22 protein-coding genes and 1 riboswitch are annotated in these 18,244 nt (G+C 59.9%); of the genes, 9 read left to right on the top strand and 13 right to left on the bottom strand.

Annotated elements, in window-relative coordinates; translation table 11 throughout:
* Positions 1-50 precede the first annotated feature (50 nt).
* Complete coding sequence (locus A7D21_RS24490) at positions 51-683, bottom strand: LysE family translocator (protein ID WP_069552875.1); 633 nt, start codon at positions 681-683, stop codon at positions 51-53.
* Between the two features lie 84 nt (positions 684-767).
* Between A7D21_RS24490 and A7D21_RS24485 the strand changes: the two genes are divergently transcribed.
* From A7D21_RS24485 to A7D21_RS24475, 3 genes are all read left to right on the top strand, one after another.
* Positions 768-1,733: a 2-hydroxyacid dehydrogenase gene (locus tag A7D21_RS24485; RefSeq protein WP_053254449.1), complete on the top strand. Its 966-nt coding sequence runs from the start codon at positions 768-770 to the stop codon at positions 1,731-1,733.
* Positions 1,734-1,763: 30 nt separating this feature from the next.
* The gene (locus A7D21_RS24480; RefSeq protein ID WP_069552874.1) at positions 1,764-2,762 is read left to right on the top strand and encodes a class I SAM-dependent methyltransferase; all 999 of its coding nucleotides are present in this window, start codon (positions 1,764-1,766) and stop codon (positions 2,760-2,762) included.
* A gap of 51 nt (positions 2,763-2,813) precedes the next feature.
* A riboswitch (yybP-ykoY riboswitch) is annotated at positions 2,814-2,933 on the top strand.
* 89 nt (positions 2,934-3,022) lie between these two features.
* On the top strand, positions 3,023-3,607 hold the full coding sequence (locus A7D21_RS24475) for a TMEM165/GDT1 family protein (RefSeq protein WP_053254447.1): 585 nt from the start codon (positions 3,023-3,025) through the stop codon (positions 3,605-3,607).
* Positions 3,608-3,733: 126 nt separating this feature from the next.
* On the opposite strand, the gene A7D21_RS24470 is transcribed toward A7D21_RS24475, so the two are convergent.
* The 4 genes from A7D21_RS24470 to A7D21_RS24455 form a co-directional block, all read right to left on the bottom strand.
* A complete protein-coding gene (locus A7D21_RS24470; RefSeq protein WP_053254446.1) occupies positions 3,734-4,552 on the bottom strand; it encodes a M48 family metallopeptidase in 819 nt (272 codons plus the stop codon).
* Positions 4,553-4,732: 180 nt separating this feature from the next.
* A complete protein-coding gene (locus A7D21_RS24465) occupies positions 4,733-5,353 on the bottom strand; it encodes an SOS response-associated peptidase (RefSeq protein ID WP_069552873.1) in 621 nt (206 codons plus the stop codon).
* A 36-nt stretch (positions 5,354-5,389) separates the two neighbouring features.
* Entirely contained in the window at positions 5,390-5,650 is a 261-nt protein-coding gene (locus tag A7D21_RS24460; protein WP_032893538.1) for a putative signal transducing protein, read from the bottom strand.
* Between the two features lie 11 nt (positions 5,651-5,661).
* Positions 5,662-5,841, bottom strand: coding sequence for a CPXCG motif-containing cysteine-rich protein (locus A7D21_RS24455; protein WP_053254444.1), 180 nt, complete (start codon positions 5,839-5,841; stop codon positions 5,662-5,664).
* Between the two features lie 131 nt (positions 5,842-5,972).
* On the opposite strand from A7D21_RS24455, the gene A7D21_RS24450 reads away from it, so the two are divergent.
* Complete coding sequence (locus A7D21_RS24450) at positions 5,973-7,136, top strand: 1-acyl-sn-glycerol-3-phosphate acyltransferase (protein ID WP_171902634.1); 1,164 nt, start codon at positions 5,973-5,975, stop codon at positions 7,134-7,136.
* A gap of 123 nt (positions 7,137-7,259) precedes the next feature.
* Here A7D21_RS24450 and A7D21_RS24445 read toward each other — a convergent pair whose 3' ends face one another.
* On the bottom strand, positions 7,260-7,517 hold the full coding sequence (locus A7D21_RS24445) for a hypothetical protein (protein ID WP_069552872.1): 258 nt from the start codon (positions 7,515-7,517) through the stop codon (positions 7,260-7,262).
* Positions 7,518-7,699: 182 nt separating this feature from the next.
* Here A7D21_RS24445 and A7D21_RS24440 point away from each other — a divergent pair, with 182 nt between their 5' ends.
* The gene (locus A7D21_RS24440; RefSeq protein WP_053254441.1) at positions 7,700-7,909 is read left to right on the top strand and encodes a hypothetical protein; all 210 of its coding nucleotides are present in this window, start codon (positions 7,700-7,702) and stop codon (positions 7,907-7,909) included.
* Positions 7,910-7,976: 67 nt separating this feature from the next.
* Here A7D21_RS24440 and A7D21_RS24435 read toward each other — a convergent pair whose 3' ends face one another.
* Positions 7,977-8,561, bottom strand: a complete 585-nt coding sequence (locus A7D21_RS24435; RefSeq protein WP_053254440.1) for a YajG family lipoprotein — start codon at positions 8,559-8,561, stop codon at positions 7,977-7,979.
* A 182-nt stretch (positions 8,562-8,743) separates the two neighbouring features.
* Here A7D21_RS24435 and A7D21_RS24430 point away from each other — a divergent pair, with 182 nt between their 5' ends.
* Both A7D21_RS24430 and mqo read left to right on the top strand, forming a co-directional pair.
* Positions 8,744-8,977 carry a hypothetical protein gene (locus tag A7D21_RS24430; RefSeq protein WP_069552871.1) on the top strand — a complete coding sequence of 78 codons (234 nt, stop codon included), beginning with the start codon at positions 8,744-8,746 and terminating at the stop codon, positions 8,975-8,977.
* A 726-nt stretch (positions 8,978-9,703) separates the two neighbouring features.
* A complete protein-coding gene (gene mqo, locus A7D21_RS24425; RefSeq protein WP_069552870.1) occupies positions 9,704-11,212 on the top strand; it encodes a malate dehydrogenase (quinone) in 1,509 nt (502 codons plus the stop codon).
* Positions 11,213-11,281: 69 nt separating this feature from the next.
* Here the strand turns inward: mqo and A7D21_RS24420 are convergent, their stop codons facing one another.
* From A7D21_RS24420 to A7D21_RS24405, 4 genes are all read right to left on the bottom strand, one after another.
* The gene (locus tag A7D21_RS24420) at positions 11,282-11,569 is read right to left on the bottom strand and encodes a PA4642 family protein (RefSeq protein WP_053254437.1); all 288 of its coding nucleotides are present in this window, start codon (positions 11,567-11,569) and stop codon (positions 11,282-11,284) included.
* Between the two features lie 208 nt (positions 11,570-11,777).
* Positions 11,778-12,263 (bottom strand): hypothetical protein, encoded by a 486-nt coding sequence (locus A7D21_RS24415; protein ID WP_053254436.1) that lies wholly within the window; start codon positions 12,261-12,263, stop codon positions 11,778-11,780.
* Positions 12,264-12,298: 35 nt separating this feature from the next.
* The gene (locus A7D21_RS24410) at positions 12,299-12,766 is read right to left on the bottom strand and encodes a WbuC family cupin fold metalloprotein (protein ID WP_053254435.1); all 468 of its coding nucleotides are present in this window, start codon (positions 12,764-12,766) and stop codon (positions 12,299-12,301) included.
* Between the two features lie 3 nt (positions 12,767-12,769).
* Positions 12,770-13,327 (bottom strand): hypoxanthine-guanine phosphoribosyltransferase, encoded by a 558-nt coding sequence (locus A7D21_RS24405; protein ID WP_053254434.1) that lies wholly within the window; start codon positions 13,325-13,327, stop codon positions 12,770-12,772.
* A gap of 164 nt (positions 13,328-13,491) precedes the next feature.
* Here A7D21_RS24405 and upp point away from each other — a divergent pair, with 164 nt between their 5' ends.
* Both upp and A7D21_RS24395 read left to right on the top strand, forming a co-directional pair.
* Positions 13,492-14,130 carry a uracil phosphoribosyltransferase gene (gene upp, locus A7D21_RS24400; RefSeq protein ID WP_017138223.1) on the top strand — a complete coding sequence of 213 codons (639 nt, stop codon included), beginning with the start codon at positions 13,492-13,494 and terminating at the stop codon, positions 14,128-14,130.
* Positions 14,131-14,132: 2 nt separating this feature from the next.
* Positions 14,133-15,407, top strand: coding sequence for a uracil-xanthine permease family protein (locus tag A7D21_RS24395; RefSeq protein WP_053254433.1), 1,275 nt, complete (start codon positions 14,133-14,135; stop codon positions 15,405-15,407).
* A 125-nt stretch (positions 15,408-15,532) separates the two neighbouring features.
* Here the strand turns inward: A7D21_RS24395 and hisC are convergent, their stop codons facing one another.
* Together hisC and hisD are read right to left on the bottom strand one after the other, a co-directional pair.
* Positions 15,533-16,585, bottom strand: a complete 1,053-nt coding sequence (hisC, locus tag A7D21_RS24390; protein WP_069552869.1) for a histidinol-phosphate transaminase — start codon at positions 16,583-16,585, stop codon at positions 15,533-15,535.
* 3 nt (positions 16,586-16,588) lie between these two features.
* Positions 16,589-17,908 (bottom strand): histidinol dehydrogenase, encoded by a 1,320-nt coding sequence (gene hisD / locus A7D21_RS24385; protein WP_069552868.1) that lies wholly within the window; start codon positions 17,906-17,908, stop codon positions 16,589-16,591.
* Between the last annotated feature and the right edge of the window lie 336 nt (positions 17,909-18,244).

Raw genomic sequence — 18,244 nt, 5'->3', positions numbered from 1 at the left:
TGTACCCCATCTACCGAAAACCAAGCCCCCCCAAAAAAACCAACCCCACCTCATTTCATGCTGGTAAACGCAAGCTTCACACCAATAGCAATCAACACCGCCCCCATGGTCCGATCAAACCAGTGCCCCATGCGCGCAAACCCAGCCCGCACGCGCTGCTGGCTGAACAACATGGCCACCAGACAAAACCACACCGCCGTCGCCACAGCCAGGTACACCCCATAACCGGCCTGAATCGCCAGCGGCGTATGCGGATTAATCACCACCGTAAACAGCGACAGAAAGAACAACGTGGCCTTAGGGTTCAAGCCATTGGTCACAAACCCTGCAGTAAACGCCCCACGCGCGGTGCGTTCACCCACTTCACGGTGCAACTCGCCCTCGGCCACGGGCTTGGCCGGTTGCGCGCGCAACGCCTTGAAGCCGATGTACAGCAGGTAAGCCGCCGCCGCCCATTTCAACGCGTTGAACAGCACGATCGACTGCGACACGATCAAGCCAATCCCGAGCAGTGAGTAACCCACGTGAAGGAAAATCGCAGAACCAACACCCAGCGCGGTCCAGGTTCCGGCGCGACGGCCATGGGTCACACTCGCGCGCACCACCACGGCGAAATCCGGACCGGGACTGGCCACCGCTAACAAGTGAATCAAGGCTACGGTCAAAAACTCGGCGGCGTACATACTCACTCCAGTAAGAAACTGATTATTTCATCTGATAGGCTCGGGAGATTACGCCTTCGAACCCTGTCGCAAAAGGTACAGTTGATGACGAACAATCGCCGCGCCGTCTTCCTTGACCACCCGTCCCTGGACCTTGGGGACCTGGACCTCAGCGAATTGCGCAACAGCTTCAGCGACCTGCAGTTGTACGCACATACCACGCCACAAAACGTGGTCGAGCGCCTGCAAGGTGCACAAGTGGCGATCAGTAACAAGATCGCCCTCAACACCGAAACCCTGGAGGCCTGCCCCGAGCTCAAGTTGATCCTTGTATCGGCTACCGGCACCAACAATGTCGACCTCGCCGCCGCCCGCGCCCACGGCATTACCGTGAGCAACTGCCAGGGCTACGGCACACCGTCGGTGGCACAGCACACGATCATGCTGTTGCTTAACCTGGCGACACGCTTGAACGACTACCAACGGGACGTTGCCGCAGGCAAGTGGCAAGAGGCCAAGCAGTTCTGCCTGTTGGACTACCCGATTGTCGAGCTGGAGGGCAAAACCCTTGGCCTGCTCGGCCATGGCGAATTGGGCAGTGCCGTGGCGCGCCTGGCCGAGGCCTTTGGCATGCGCGTGGTGCTGGGCGCAATTCCCGGGCGCCCTGCCCGCGCCGACCGCATGCCATTGGATGAATTGCTCACGCAGGTCGACGCGCTCACGCTGCACTGCCCGCTCAATGAACACACCCGCGACTTTATCGGTGCCCGCGAACTGGCGCTGCTCAAGCCCGGCGCGTTTATCGTCAATACGGCGCGCGGCGGCTTGATCAACGAACAGGCGCTGGCGGACGCTTTGCGCAGTGGCCATCTGGGCGGCGCGGCGACCGACGTCCTCAGCGTGGAGCCACCGGTGCAGGGCAACCCGCTGCTGGCTGGCGACATTCCTCGGCTGATCGTCACCCCCCACAACGCCTGGGGCAGTCGCGAAGCGCGGCAACGAATCGTCGGCCAATTGGCCGAAAACGCCCGAGGCTTTTTCAGCGGTGCCCCGCTGCGTGTCGTCAGTTGATAAACTGCGCCCCTTTTCAAGGAGCAGACTATGGATCCGCGCAGTGAAGTACTGCTTCGTCAGGCCGAACTTTTTCAAGGCAACCTGTTGCTGGTCGGGTTGCCCGCCGACGATTTGCTCGGCCGCCTACCCAATGCCCACGGCTGGTGCTGGCATGCCGGTGAACAGGCCGCGCTCGACGCACGCTTCCCCGAGCGCAGCCAGTTCGGCGTGAACGTGCCGGAGCGCGCGTTTGATGCGGCGGTGATTTTCCTGCCCAAGTCCAAGGACCTCACCGACTACCTGCTCAACGCCGTGGCCGCGCGCCTGCCCGGTGCCGAGCTGTTTCTGGTCGGGGAGAAAAAAGGCGGCATCGAAAGCGCCGCCAAACAGATGAGCCCTTTCGGCAAACCCCGCAAGCTCGATAACGCGCGGCATTGCCAGCTGTGGCAAGTCACCGTGGCCAACGCCCCGCAAGCGGTCGAGCTGGAAAGCCTGGCACAGGTCTTCGATGTGCCGCTGGCCGAAGGGCCGCTCAAGGTGGTGAGCCTGCCGGGCGTGTTCAGCCACGGGCGCCTGGATCGCGGCACCGAGCTGTTGCTTGAGCATCTGGACAAACTGCCCAGCGGGCATTTGCTGGACTTCGGTTGCGGCGCGGGCGTGCTGGGGGCGGCGGTCAAACGTCGCTACCCGCATAACACCGTGACGCTGCTGGACGTGGATGCGTTCGCCGCTGCCAGCAGTCGCCTGACCCTGGCAGCCAATGGTCTGGAAGCCGAAGTGTTGACCGGTGACGGCATCGACGCCGCACCGATGGGTTTGAACGCGATTTTGAGCAACCCGCCGTTCCATGTCGGGGTGCACACGGATTATTTCGCCACGGAAAACTTGCTGCGAAAAGCCGCGAAACACCTGGCAAAAGGCGGCGAACTTCGCTTGGTTGCCAACAGCTTCCTCAAGTACCAACCGCTGATCGAAGAGCACTTGGGCATCTGCGCGATCAAGGCCGAAGGCAATGGTTTCCGCATTTACCGTGCCAAACGCGGCTGATGGTTTTTTGAAAAAGAAGGCTTGCCGAATGGGTTTTGCCTAGGCAGAATCCGCTCCGTCCTAGGGGAGTAGTCTCCCACGAGCGCCACGCTCGTCCGGCATACGTCAACATACTTGGTCAACAGACCATGGCGTATGCGACCCAGGAGTCCGCACAGACGGACCGGGGTTTGACAAGACCTATGACACGCACACCTTACCCGGGGCGGGAAGGCTGTACGTGTCATAGCCGTGTCGACCCGCCCCTGGAAACCTACCTGATGCTGGATTCATTACTCGTTCCTACCGCAATCGTTGCCTTGGCCGAAATCGGCGACAAGACGCAGCTGCTCGCCCTCATCCTGGCCGCACGCTTTCGCAAACCCTGGCCGATCATTGCCGGCATCGTCGCCGCAACCCTGGCCAACCATGCCGCCGCCGGTGCCGTGGGGGCCTGGTTCGGCAGTTTCTTCTCGGATGCGGTGTTGCACTGGATCCTCGCGGCGAGTTTCTGCGCCACGGCGCTGTGGACCCTGGTGCCGGACAAACTCGACGATGACGAAGCCAGTACCACACGCAAGTTCGGGCCGTTCCTGACCACGCTGATTGCGTTCTTCCTTGCGGAAATCGGTGACAAGACGCAGATCGCCACGGTGATGCTGGCGGCGCAGTATCCGGAGTTGTGGCTGGTGATTATCGGCACCACCCTGGGCATGCTGATTGCGAACGTGCCGGTGGTCTTGGCGGGGAATTTCGCGGCGGAGAAGCTGCCGCTGACCTTGATTCGTAGACTCGCGGCGACGGCGTTTTTCGTCCTGGCGGTGGTGGCGGTTTACAAGGCCATGCAAAGCAGCGGCTGGTTGTAAACCCAATCAAATGTGGGAGCGGGCTTGCTCGCGAAGGCGGCGGTCCAGTCAAAGATTTACCGACTGATACTGCGCATTCGCGAGCAAGCCCGCTCCCACATTTAGATCTTCACAAGCCTTGAAATATCAGGACTTTTTAGCCTGTTGATAGAGCGGCATCACCTTCGGAATCGCCGCCTGCAACGAGGCGATCCGACTGTCGGAAGCCGGGTGCGTGCTCATGAACTCCGGCGGCGCGCCTTCCGAAGCCTTGGCCATCTTGTTCCACAACGTGATGGCTGCGTTCGGGTTGTAGCCCGCCCGGGCCGATAGCTCCAGCCCGATCAGGTCGGCTTCGTTTTCGTTGGCGCGGCTGTTCGGCAAAGTCATGCCGTAGTTGGCAACCGTGTCGGCTAAAGCCAGGCTGTCCTGGCCCAACCCGAACAAGGCACCGGCGCCCTGCTTGGCCATCTGGATGCCGTAGGCCTTGGACATGGCTTCACGCCCGTGTTCGCGCAACGCGTGGGCGATTTCATGGCCCATCACCGCAGCCAACTCGTCATCAGTAAGCTTGAGGTTGTCGATCAACGCGCTGTACACAAATATCTTGCCGCCAGGCCCGCAGTTGGCGTTCATCTCATCGCTTTTGATCAGGTTCACCTCCCACTTCCACTGCGCCGCATCCGGGCGGAAGGTCGGTGCCTGGGCGATCAGACGATTGGCAATCGCCTGCACGCGCTTGGCGTTGGCACTGGTCTTGTCCAGCATGCCTTTGCCACTCGCCTCTCCCAGCGTCTGCTGATAGGACTGGGCATACATCTGGTCGACTTCCTGGCTCGACAGCATGCTGAACATGTACTGCTTGCGCTCTACCCCGACGGCACCGCCGTTAGTGGTGTTAACCGACTGGCAACCAGCCAGCAGCATCGCTGCACTGAGTACGCTTACCGCCAATGACTTCTTCATGAACACTCTCCCTGGAAACCTGGCGCGTATCGTAGGCGGTCGTATGTATCTGCGCCAGATACACACGACGTGTAACCACCAACTTTCAGATACATCCCACACGCCCACCACGGCGGCAAGCCAAGTCGTTCAAGGTTATGAGGTTCACGTTGGTGTTGCACCCGCTTTTGCGACCAAGGCTTAAGCCGGCGTCAGGCACTCGGGCCCATTCAACTTCGGATCATTCACCATGTTGGCCAGGACCCGCTCGCGCAATGCGACCGGCTCACTGGCCAGCAGGCCTTGCAACACATGCAACGGGGTCTCTGGATTCAACCAGGCGTCCTGCCCCGCCGCGTCGAGAATCAACGGCCGCCGCTGACTCTGTGCGGCCTGGGTCACCACTGCCGTGCTCAACCACACCTGCTCCTGCACCGGATACGCCTCCCAGATCGCCGCAAAAAACAGCGTCGAGCCTTCACCCGGCGTCAGCCAGTAAGGACGTTTGCGCTGGGTACCACGCCATTCGTAAAAACCATTCGCCGGCAGCAGGCAACGGCGCTGGCGAAAGGCTTCGCGAAACATCGGTTGCTCCGCCAGGGTTTCGGCGCGGGCATGGGCCGGGGTTCGCGAAAGGTCGGTCAGCCACGGCGGCGTCAGCCCCCAGCGGGCACGCGCGAGGGTGCGCTGGCCTTCGCTCTGGCGCTGGATCAGCACCGAATCATTCGGCGAGATATTCCACTGGGCCTTTTGATCGGCGGGGAATCCCGGTAAGGCAGCGAAGGCAGGGTTCCAGCGAAACAGGGCATAACGTCCACACATGGGGTAACACGACTCTTGGGTAAACCGACCGACAGCCTAACAGACCAATACGTCGGGGAAGCTGTCGGGTTCATCGCCGGGCAAGGGTTGCGCACCGATGTAAGCGGTAATCAGCTCGCGGGCGCAGGCGGCCTGGTCGTTATCCACTTCCAGACCCAGCAGGCCAAAAATCGGCAGTTCGCCGGTACCGCCGAGCAAATGGCGGCCCACCAGGTGCGCCTCGATGCCCTCGCTGGCCAGCATCTGTTGCAGAAGCTCGCCTTCCATCAGGTTTTCCGGCTCATAAATTCGCTGCATGGGCGTACCTGTTATTCGTTTTCGCTGCGCACGTTCAGCATCCACTCGTCACCGTGCACCTGGAGCTCGAACGTAATCGGCCGGCAGCACACAGGGCAGTCTTCTATATATTCCTGATCGCCCGCCGACAGGTCCAGCAACGCTGTGACCACCTCTCCACAATAAGGACATTCGTACGACTCCTCTTCCATCGCGGTCTCCCAGGTGACTTGTGCGTATAATCGCCGGTCTATTTACAGGGCTATTCACGGCAGAGCCAATATTGCGGCCGCACCCTGATATTTCCTTTACTAACACTAGCCGTTTCTAACAAGAGAGCATGATGGGCGAATTCGATACCATCCGACCTTACAACGACAGCGAAGTCCCGGCAGTGCTGGCACGTCTGTTCAGTGACAAGGCCTTTCTGGACATCCTGACCCACTTCCGCTTCCCGCGCTTTGCCGGCGCCCTGGGCTGGCTGCTAAAGCCGATGATCGCCCGCAAACTGCGCCGTGAGTTCGCCGGCGTCACCACCGTGGCCACCCTGCAGGACAAAGTCGAATATTACGTCGATCACACCATTGATCGCGCGACCGACGGCGTAACCTACACCGGTGTGGAGCAACTCAAGTCCGGCACTGCTTACCTGTTTTTGGCCAACCACCGCGATATCGTGATGGACCCGGCCTTCGTCAACTATGCCGTATACCACGCCGGCCTGCCGACGCCACGCATCGCCATCGGCGACAACCTGCTGCAAAAGCCGTTTGTCAGCGACCTGATGCGCCTGAACAAGAGTTTTATCGTGCACCGCTCGATCACCGGGCGAAAGGAAAAGATGGCGGCCTACCAACTGCTGTCGGCTTACATCAACCATTCGATCCGCAACGACTGCCAGTCGATCTGGATCGCCCAGGCCGAAGGCCGTGCCAAGGATGGGGATGATCGTACCGAGTCGGCGATCCTCAAGATGTTCCATGTCAGCCGCAAAGACGAGCCGTTTGCCGAGGTGATCCAGTCGTTGAACCTGACGCCGGTGTCCATCAGCTATGAATACGACCCGTGTGACAGCGCCAAGGCGCGCGAGCTGTATATCCGCGCCACCACCGGCACCTACTGCAAGGCGCCGGGCGAAGATGACGTGAGCATTGCCCTCGGCATCACCGGCTACAAGGGCCGCGTGCACGTAAACTTTGCACCGCCAATCACCGAACGCTTTGAAGACACCAAGCTGCTGGCCGTGGAAATGGACCGGCAGATTCTCGGCGGTTATCGCTTGTTCCCGGTGCATTACCTGGCGTACGCACAGTGGAGCGAGGCTGACCCGCAATTGCAGGTGCCAACCGCGGCCGAGGTATTCCCGGCCGATGAATTGGCGAAGGCGAAAGCGGAATGGGAGCGACGCTTGAATGAATGCCCGGCTGAACACCGGCCGTTTCTGGTGGAGCAATATGCAACGCCGGTGCGCAATCAGTACCGGGTAAAGGCCGGGATTCCACTGTAAACACCGAATAAAAAAGGTGGGAGCGGGCTTGCTCGCGAATGCGCGGGTTCAGTCAACGATGTATCGACTGACACGCCGCTTTCGCGGTTCAAGCCCGCTCCCACCTTTGCTTGTACGGTGTTCTTAGAGGTGGGTGCTGAGCCAGGATACGACCAGCGCCAGGCCCAGGCAGGCGAACCCGACACGGTAAGCCAGACGATGCGCCCGTTCGGTGCGCACATCCAGAAACAACATTGGCTGGTCGATCGCGCGACCTTCGCTTTTTGCGGTCAGGTCGGCCAGTGCGCGCTGCTCACGCAAGCGGGTAATGAACAGCAGCGCTGCACCCGGGCAGGCCACCAATAAAGCCACAGCATTGATCAGTAGTGCGGGCAGCGCCATCACAAACCTCGGTCGACCAGTGTCTTGGTATCTATTCAGATACAAACCTGAACGATAGTGGCCTCCTGCCCAAGAAACGCTCCGTCCCCCATGTAGCCTTAATGTATCCAGTAATTTACAGCGTCACCTGAACGTCACCTTAACAAGCCACTCTGTTGCCCTTCGACGCTTAGGAGCTTGTCATGCTGCACGCGCAAAACCAGGATCGGCTGTACCTGATCGCCCCAAACGAAGAGCAAGAAGCCCTGGTCGGCGGGTTGGCATTCAATGTCCAGGATCGCCACTGGCTGGTGTATTGCGCCCTCGGGGGGCACCAGCACGCCGACCTGCCGGAACTGGATCTGCTGACTGGCGTCAGTGTGTTGGACTTTTATGTCGAAACGGCTGCATGAAAGCGACAGGCGTAAAAAAACCGGGCTCATCGCTGAGCCCGGTTTTTTGTGAGGCGCTTGTCGGCGGTTACTGCGAGCTGAGCAATTGGCCGATGCTTGGGTCTTTAAACAAACGCGTCAACGCGTCGCTCAACACGTCGCTGACCAGCTTGGTGTTGGTTTCCTGGTTCGGCGACATCCCGAAGCGCTGATTCAGGGAAGCACCGTAGCGGCCACTGTAGCGACGTGTACCGGCACTGACGTCAGATTTGAACGTCGCGCCGATGGAGGCTTCAGTGACATACAGGCCTTCTTTAGGCGACTGGTATTTCAGCTCCGCCAAGGTGATGGTCAACTGAGGCGCGCCCGGCGAGTTGGCCGGGGTAAAGCCCAGCAGGCGCACAGCGGCTTCCGCCTGGGCTTGCAGCTTGGGCAGCACGTCCTGGCCGGTGACCGAAATAAGCGCAGTCTCCGGGTACAGGCCGCCACGGGAGCCCAGGGTAGGCGACGGACGACCATCCACGACACGCACCGATACCGGCTGGCCATGGCCTACAGGAGCCAGCTGCGCAGTGACTTTAGGTTGCGGGCTGAGTTGTTGCGGGCTGTTGGCGCAGCCAACCAGGGTCAAACTGGTCACAGTGATCAAACCGAACAACAGGCGTTGCAACATACTCATTTCTCCAGGACTAGGTGCAAACAGGCGGCCAGTATAACGGTGCACGTAGGTCACTCACCAGCCATCCTGAACGGCAGCTGAAGGCTTGCCGAAATTACAATTTCACATAATTTCGTCACTCCACTGTCATGGCACACTGGCAACCTTCAAGCATGTAACGTAACAGGTACAAAGCCATGCGCCTTCTCAAATCATTGTTCATGACACACCGCCGTCATCGCCACTATGCCTTGCTCGATGCCCACGGGCATTGCCTGGCGTTCAAGCAGTGCAGCCTGCCGCCTGTCGGCGAAGGCTGGGTGGAAGTTTCGGAGACGCATCTGGGCTGGATGCACCGCCCACTGCCGACGAACGCGCGGGTCAGCCCGCCAGTTGTGCACGCACAATCCCATCACGCGTTGGCCTCCTGACCGAGACACTAATAAAAGTCATAAAACACGCCCATTTCCTTGGCGTTCTTCGCTACAATCTCCCCCCGATTATAAGGACGTCTCCTGATCGGGCCTCGCAGCATCGTTAATGCCTCGGTATTAACCCCCAAATTGCCCACAGAGAGCCGCCCACACAGATCGAGTGAAGCTGGCGCGCTTGCTGTTTTCTTTGCAAACCACCCCTCTTTGCCGAATCTGCCAGAGCTGCCATTGCGCTCGGCCACTTGAGTTGTTTGCCCGTTTTGCCGCGTATCGGCAGAGGTTTGCGGGCCAGGTGCCAGGCTGAGGCAGCCCTTTTTTGAGGTTCACGTCTTCAAAAGAGCGTGAAAAAAACGGGTTTTCACAACTTCACAAGAGTGTGGCGAGCAAATGAATAGTTTGGCGTTTGTACAAGCACCATCAGCGTCTGGAACAGCCCAACCACACAGGACCGAGTACTCCTCAAACACCGGAGCTTGAGCCTGTCCGCTACGGATTGGTTGCACAAATCGCACGCGTTGACCATAAGTCGAATTGCCACAGGCGCCCATGAATGCGTTCATAGGCAGATTAGCCCGGCAGGAAGCGTGCGCTGAAGATGCAAAGAATTGCGAATCGGACATGGCGATCCTGGCCATGGGTAACCTGGGGCAACACGTGAACCGCCCCGTCACTCCTGGCAGCCATGCCGTCAATTTGGTGCTGCAGATTTTGGAGACGCGTTAAATGGCGCATAACGAAGCAGTCGACGTAGTACTGGTAGGGGCCGGCATCATGAGTGCCACCCTGGCCGTATTGCTCAAAGAGCTCGACCCCGGCCTCAAGCTGGAAGTCGTTGAGCTGATGGATTCGGGTGCCGCGGAGAGTTCCAACCCGTGGAACAACGCCGGTACCGGCCACGCCGGGCTGTGTGAGCTGAACTACACGCCGCAGGCAACCGACGGCTCTATCGATATCAAGAAAGCCGTGCACATCAACACCCAGTTCGAGGTGTCGAAGCAGTTCTGGGCGTACCTGACCAAAAAGGGCACCTTTGGCTCGTCCAAATCCTTTATCAGCCCAGTGCCGCACCTGAGCTTCGTGCAGGGTGAAAAAGGCGTGTCCTTCCTCAAGAAGCGCTTTGAAACCCTCAGCCAGCACCATGCGTTCTCGGACATGCACTACACCGAAGACCGCAATGAGATGGCCGAGTGGATGCCTTTGATGATGCCGGGCCGCCCGCTCGACGAAAAAATCGCTGCCACCCGCGTCATGAATGGCACCGACGTCAACTTCGGCGCCCTGACCAACCAGTTGCTCAGCCACCTGACCAGCTCGGCCGACGCCCAGGTCAAGTACTGCAAGCGCGTTACCGGCCTCAAGCGCAATGGCGCGGGCTGGACCGTCAGCATCAAGGACGTCAACAGCGGCAACAGCCGTGAAGTGGACGCCAAGTTTGTGTTCCTCGGCGCCGGCGGCGCAGCCCTGCCGCTGCTGCAAGCCTCGGGCATCGAAGAAAGCAAAGGCTTCGGGGGTTTCCCGGTCAGCGGTCAGTGGCTGCGTTGCGACAACCCGGACGTGGTCAAGCACCACCAGGCCAAGGTCTACAGTCAGGCCGCCGTGGGATCGCCACCGATGTCCGTGCCGCACCTGGACACCCGCGTGGTCGATGGCAAGAAATCCCTGCTGTTCGGACCCTACGCCGGTTTCACCACCAAGTTCCTCAAGCACGGCTCGTTCCTTGACCTGCCAATGTCGGTTCGCGCCGGCAACATCGGCCCAATGCTGGCCGTGGCCCGGGATAACATGGACCTGACCAAGTACCTGGTCAGCGAAGTCATGCAGTCCATGGAGCAACGCCTGGAGTCCTTGCGCCGTTTCTACCCTGAGGCGAAAGCCGAAGACTGGCGCCTGGAAGTGGCCGGCCAACGGGTGCAGATCATCAAGAAAGACCCGAAAAAAGGCGGCGTGCTGCAATTCGGCACCGAGCTGGTCGCCGCGAAAGACGGTTCGCTGGCAGCCCTGCTGGGCGCGTCCCCAGGTGCTTCGGTGACGGTCTCGATCATGCTCGACCTGATCGAGCGCTGCTTCCCGACCAAGGCTGCCGGTGAGTGGGCGGCCAAGCTGCACGAGATTTTCCCGGCGCGGGAAAAAGTGCTGGAGACGGACGCCGAGCTGTATCGCAAGATCAACACGCAAAACAACATCAGCCTGGAACTGGTTGAGCAAAGCAATGAGGCTGAAAGCTACGCTTGAGGCTTTAACGCCATAAAAAACGCCCCGCTCTCTGCATGAGAACGGGGCGTTTTTTTATGTCTCGGATAATCAGCCGCGAGCGTTGTCAATCAGCTCGATGTACTCGGCGCCGTGACGCTGATCCTTGATCAGGTCAACGAAGGTCTGGCCGTGTTCATCCTTGCCGTCGAGGTCCAGGCCTGCTTCCTTGAAAAAGCCCAGGAACCGCTCGAAGTCGTCGATACGCAGGCCACGGTAGGCCTTGATCAGTTTATGCAGGGACGGTGAAGTCGCATCGACCGGCTCGAAGTCCAGGAACAACTTGATCTGATCGTCGCCGATCTCGTCACCAATCACCTGTTTTTTATCTTTACGCATTACCGACTCCAGCCTGCAGACATTACACGGGAGAGGAAGTCTACCTTCCAGACACCCCCTTCGAAAACAACCAAGCACACCTGTGGGAGCTGGCTTGCCTGCGATAGTGTTGCATCAGTGACAGTTGGGCCAACTGGCTCACCGCTATCGCAGGCAAGCCAGCTCCCACATTGATTGCATTCACATGACTGAACGCGTGTCGGCTGAATCATTTAGCGCGAACAGCGCCGGTGTGCAGGTCCGCCCAGATATGCCCGTTGGCATAACTGAGGAACTGCACGTACACCGTGTCATTGCGCAGCAAGTCGACAATCACCCGGTACTGCGCCATCGGGTATGACAACGTCAGGGTTTTGCTGGTGTTATCGAACACTGGCTTTTTCAGGCTTTTGCTTTCGGCGTCAAAATTGAGCACCACCTGGCTGATGGTCGCGCCTTTGTTCAAGGACTTACCCTTGAGGCGGATCATCAACGGCGAGGTCACCGGGATGGGTTGCTGGGTGGATTGCCGCTGGTTACCCACCACCACTGCGTACTCGGTGACTTGCAGCAGTTGCTGCTGGTCGGGGGTGTCGGCGCGCAGGGTGAGGTCATCCGGCGGCAGGAACTGGCTGTGCAGCGGCGCGGGCGCCGCCGCCAGTGGCAGGCTGAGGGTCAACGCCAGGGCGGCGCAGGTGCGTATCAACAGGCTCATGGGCCGCTCCGTGGGAGATGGCCGAGCACTGTAGCTCAATCGAACTGGGCAAGCATCCAGCGTTGATACGCGGCGACACCGGCATCGCCTTCGCGGGGCGCCCAGTCAGCCGCCTCGCCCTCACCCAGCGCTCGATACGGCCCGGCCTTGCATTCGAACATCACCGTATCGGGTGCCAGCACCACCAAGCCATGGAAGACGCCCGGTGGCAGGTCAACACCCGCACATTCGCCGCCCGCCTGTAGCAGGCGCTTGGCGATCACCTCGCCGGTATCACTGAACACCAACAGGCCCAGGCAGCCCTTGAGCACCAGCAGGGTTTCCGCCTTGTCTGCGCTCAGGTGCCGATGAGGCGGCACATAAGTGTCAGGTTGCAAGCCGACGGCCAGGCGATGGCACGGCTCTTCCATCTGATGGAAGTTGTGGTGGTGCCGAGCACGGGGGCTGGCGGCCGCTTTCTCGGCCAATTCGGTGAATAGCGTTTGATCAAGAAAGCGGACCACGGATTACATCCCTTTAACGGCGAAGATCCCATTGGCGTTACGCCAGTAGCCTTTGTAGTCCATGCCGTAACCGAAAATGTAGCGGTCGATGCACGGCAGGCCGACGTAATCGGCTTTCAGGTCCGGGCGGGCCTTACGGTCGTGGTCTTTGTCGATCAGCACGGCAGTGTGCACTTTGCGTGCGCCGGCGTGTTTGCAGAAGTCGATGATTGCACCCAGGGTATGACCTTCATCGAGGATGTCGTCGATGATCAGCACGTCGCGATCAATGAACGAGACTTCCGGCTTAGCTTTCCAGAACAGGTCGCCGCCGGTGGTTTCGTTGCGATAACGGGTAGCGTGCAGGTAGGAAGCTTCCAGCGGAAATTGCAGGTGGGTGAGCAATTTACCGGCGAAGATCAGGCCGCCGTTCATCACACAGAACACCACCGGGTTGGTCTCGGCCATTTCGCGGGTGATGTGTGCGCCAACCTTGGCGATCGCTTCTTCGACTTGCGCTTCGGTGTACAGGCAGTCAGCCTCGCGCATGATTTGACGGATATGCTCGAGATCAGCGGACATGGCGCTCTCCAAGGGGGTGCTGTGGCAAGAAAAGCGGGCAAAGGTACGCATGTGAGGCGCAACGTTCAAGCCTTAATGGACTAACGTACTAGATGTCTATAGGACAACACCCTCGGATAGATTAATCTAGGCCGGTTTTTTTGCCCGCCGCCGGAGCCTTTCCCATGCCCACTCGCGAGATCCGCCACCCGCTGATCCGACACAAACTCGGCCTTATGCGCCGCGCCGACATTAGCACGAAGAACTTCCGTGAGCTTGCTCAGGAAGTCGGAGCGCTGCTCACTTACGAAGCAACCAAAGATTTGCCTCTGGAAACCTACGAGATCCCCGGTTGGGCCGGTCCCGTCCAGGTCGAGAAAATCGCCGGTAAGAAAATCACCGTAGTGCCGATCCTGCGCGCCGGTATCGGCATGCTCGAAGGCGTACTCAGCCTGATCCCGGGCGCCAAAGTCAGCGCCGTTGGCGTGGCTCGCAACGAAGAAACGTTGCAGGCCCACACCTACCTGGAAAAACTCGTACCGGAAATCAACGAGCGCCTGGCGATGATCATCGACCCGATGCTCGCCACCGGCAGTTCCATGGTTGCCACCATCGACTTGCTGAAAAAAGCCGGTTGCAAGGACATCCGCGCCATGGTGCTGGTCGCCGCTCCCGAAGGCATTGCCGCTGTCGAGAAGGCCCACCCGGACGTGCAGATTTATACCGCGTCCATTGACGAGCGCCTGAACGAACACGGCTACATCATCCCAGGCCTGGGCGATGCCGGTGATAAGATCTTCGGCACCAAGCAGAAGGACGCTTGAGCATGCAGGATGAATTCAACGACCCGCTTTGGCGCCAGATCCTGTCTGGCGCACAAATGCTCTTCGTAGCATTTGGCGCGCTGGTGTTGATGCCGCTGATCACAGGTCTTGATCCAAACGTCGCACTGTTTACCGCCGGCCTTGGCACCTTGCTGTTTCAGGTAGTCACAGGGCGGCAGGTGCCCGTCTTCCTGGCGTCGAGCTTTGCGTTCATCACCCCGATCATTCTCGCCAAAGGCCAGTTCGGCCTCGCGGCGACCATGGGCGGCGTGATGGCGGCCGGTTTCGTCTATACGTTCCTGGGGCTGGCCGTGAAGGTCAAAGGCACCGGTTTTATCGACCGCCTGCTACCGCCCGTGGTGATCGGCCCGGTGATTATTTCCATCGGCCTGGCCATGGCGCCGATTGCCGCCAACATGGCGATGGGTAAAGCCGGTGATGGCAGTGAGCTGATTCACTACCAGACGGCGATGCTGATTTCGATGCCGGCGCTGCTCACCACCCTGATCGTGGCGGTATTCGGCAAAGGCATTTTCCGCCTGGTGCCGATTATTTCCGGCGTGCTGGTCGGCTTTGCCATGTCGTTCTACTTTGGCGTGGTCGACACGGCGAAAATCGCTGCAGCGCCGTGGTTCGCCCTGCCCCACTTCACCGCGCCGGAGTTCAACTGGCAGGCGATCCTGTTTATCGTACCGGTGGCCCTGGCCCCGGCGATCGAACATATCGGTGGTGTGATTGCCGTGGGCAGCGTGACCGGTCGCGACTACCTGAAGAAGCCTGGCCTGCATCGCACCCTGCTCGGTGATGGCATTGCCACCACGGCTGCCGGGCTGTTTGGCGGCCCGCCGAACACCACGTACGCCGAAGTGACCGGCGCAGTGATGCTGACCAAGAACTACAACCCGAAGATCATGACCTGGGCAGCGGTGTTTGCCATCAGCCTGGCCTTTATCGGCAAGTTCGGCGCATTGCTGCAGAGCATCCCCGTGCCAGTGATGGGCGGCATTCTGTGCCTGCTGTTCGGCTCGATTGCCGCGGTAGGCATGAACACGCTGATCCGCCACAAGATCGACCTTGGGGAAGCGCGCAATCTGGTGATTGTGTCGGTGACCCTGGTGTTCGGGATTGGCGGGGTGCTGGTCGGCACCGGCACCGGCCCGGATGACTTCGGCCTCAAGGGCATTGCCCTGTGTGCGGTGGTGGCCATTGCACTCAACCTGCTGCTGCCAGGCAATGATGGCTGGAAGAACAAGAAGCCGGATGAGCCGTTGCTGTAACTAATACTGCAAAAACAATGTGGGAGGGGGCTTGCTCCCGATGACGGTAAATCAGTCAATTAGCTGTCGACTGACACTCCGCCATCGGGAACAAGCCCCCTCCCACATTTGCTTTTCAGCGGACGTTAAACCTCGCCAAGCCCATCAATCAGCGCCTGGTTCTGCTCTGGCGTACCAATACTGATCCGCAGGAACTGGGCAATCCGCTCCTGCTTGAAGTGCCGCACAATCACCCCTTGCTCACGCAACTTGGCTGCCAGGCCGGCGGCGTCGTGCCGTGGGTGACGGGCAAAGATGAAATTGGCCGCCGACGGCAATACTTCAAAGCCTTTCGCTTCCAGTTGCGCGACCAACTGGTGGCGGCTGTCGATCACCTGCCGACAGGTCGTCTCGAAGTAATCACGGTCCTCGAATGCCGCCGCCGCCCCGACAATCGCCAGCCGATCCAACGGGTAGGAGTTGAAGCTGTTCTTGACCCGCTCCAGCGCCTCGATCAGGTCCGGATGACCCACCGCCAGGCCCACGCGCAAACCGGCCAGTGAGCGCGATTTGGACAGGGTCTGGGTCACGAGCAGGTTCGGATAGCGATCCACCAGGCTGATGGCCGTCTCGCCGCCGAAGTCGATATAGGCTTCATCGACCACCACCACCGAATCCGGGCTGGCCTTGAGGATCTGCTCCACCGCGTCGAGTGCCAGCACGCAGCCCGTCGGCGCATTCGGGTTGGGGAAGATGATCCCGCCATTGGGTTTGGCGTAGTCGGTCACGCGAATCTGGAACTGCTCATCCAACGCGACCGGGTCAGACTGGATGCCGTAGAGGCCGCAGTAAACCGGATAAAAGCTGTAGCTGATATCCGGAAACAGCAGCGGCAAGTCGTGCTGGAACAAACCGTGAAAAATGTGCGCCAGGACTTCGTCGGAACCGTTACCGAGGAACACCTTGCCGGCGTCGATCCCGTAATACTTGGCCACTGCCTGCTTGAGCAGGTCGCTGTTGGGGTCCGGGTACAGGCGCAAGTTGTCGTTCAACTCCGCCTGCATGGCCGCCAACGCCTTGGGGGACGGGCCGTACGGGTTTTCATTGGTATTGAGCTTGACCAGCTTGGTCAGCTTCGGTTGCTCACCAGGAACGTAAGGCACGAGGTCCTTGACGAAAGGGCTCCAGAATTTGCTCATGTCTTAGTTCCCTTCTTCAAGGATGCGGTATTCGGCGCTGCGGGCGTGAGCGCTGAGGGATTCACCACGGGCCAGCACTGAGGCGGTCTTGCCCAGCTCGGATGCGCCGTGTGGCGAGCAGAAGATGATCGACGAACGCTTCTGGAAGTCATACACCCCCAGCGGCGACGAGAAGCGCGCAGTGCCGGAAGTCGGCAACACGTGGTTCGGGCCTGCACAGTAGTCGCCCAGGGCTTCGCTGGTGTGACGCCCCATGAAGATCGCACCGGCGTGGCGAATCGACGGCAGCCAGGCCTGTGGGTCGGCCACCGACAACTCCAGGTGCTCCGGCGCAATGCGGTTGGCCACTTCGATGGCCTGCTCCATGTCACGCACCAGGATCAGCGCGCCACGCCCATTGATCGACTTCTCGATGATCTCGGCGCGTTCCATGGTCGGCAGCAGCTTGTTAATGCTGGCGGCGACCTTGTCGAGGAACTCGGCGTCGGGGCTGACCAGGATCGCCTGCGCATCTTCATCGTGCTCGGCCTGGGAGAACAGGTCCATGGCGATCCAGTCCGGGTCGGTCTGGCCGTCACACACCACCAGGATTTCCGAAGGGCCTGCGATCATGTCGATACCGACCTGGCCAAATACGTGGCGCTTGGCGGTGGCCACATAGATGTTGCCGGGACCGACCACTTTGTCGACCTTCGGCACGCTTTCGGTGCCGTAGGCCAGCGCCGCAACGGCTTGAGCACCACCGATGGTGAACACGCGGTCAACCCCGGCGATGCAGGCTGCTGCCAGTACCAGCTCGTTGATCTCACCGCGCGGGGTCGGCACGACCATGACCACTTCGGTCACGCCCGCCACTTTGGCCGGGATTGCATTCATCAGTACCGACGACGGGTACGAGGCTTTACCGCCCGGTACGTACAGGCCGGCGCGATCCAGAGGCGTGACCTTTTGGCCCAGCACGGTGCCATCGGCCTCGGTGTAGCTCCAGGAATCCTGCTTCTGTTTTTCGTGGTAGCTGCGCACCCGCGCCGCCGCGACTTCCAATGCTTCGCGCTGGGGCAGCGTGATACGCGTCAGGGCCAGTTCAAGCCGCTCGCGGGGCAGGATCAGGTCCGACATCGACGCGACGTCGAGGCCGTCGAACTGGCGAGTGAAATCCACCAGCGCCGCATCACCGCGCTCGCGCACGGCCTTGATGATGTCGAGCACCCGCTGGTTGACCGAGTCGTCGGACACGCTTTCCCAGCTCAGCAGATGATCCAGATGATGGGCGAAATCCGGGTCGGCAGCGTTGAGTCGGGCAATTGCAGTGGACGTGGTCATAGCGAGGGCCTCAATAGAATTGGCAAAAACTCAGGCGCCCGAAGGTGCGCTGACGTTCAATAACGAAGCGCGTTGATACTGTGGTTAAGCCAGGCAAGGCGCGGGACGCTGGGAAGAGTTATTTCCTTACCAAGTCTCGCAACGCAGCATGGCGCAACCACAGTGCCAACTCGCAGGGCCTTACCTCAAACGGCAGACTGCTGCGCGTCGCTAATTATTGAAAAAGAATCTTCTACTAACATAAGTTGCCTTTTGGGGTAAGGCGCGATTCGTTATTGAACGTCAGCGCACCTTCCCAGCAGTCGTTTCCGCTTGGGCACCTGAGAACTCTGGCTA

It is taken from the genome of Pseudomonas sp. AP19 (genome assembly GCF_001728855.1).
Classification (GTDB): Bacteria; Pseudomonadota; Gammaproteobacteria; order Pseudomonadales; family Pseudomonadaceae; genus Aquipseudomonas; species Aquipseudomonas fluorescens.
The sequence above is the reverse complement of the archived record's forward strand: the minus strand, read 5'-3'. Positions and strand labels throughout refer to the sequence as shown.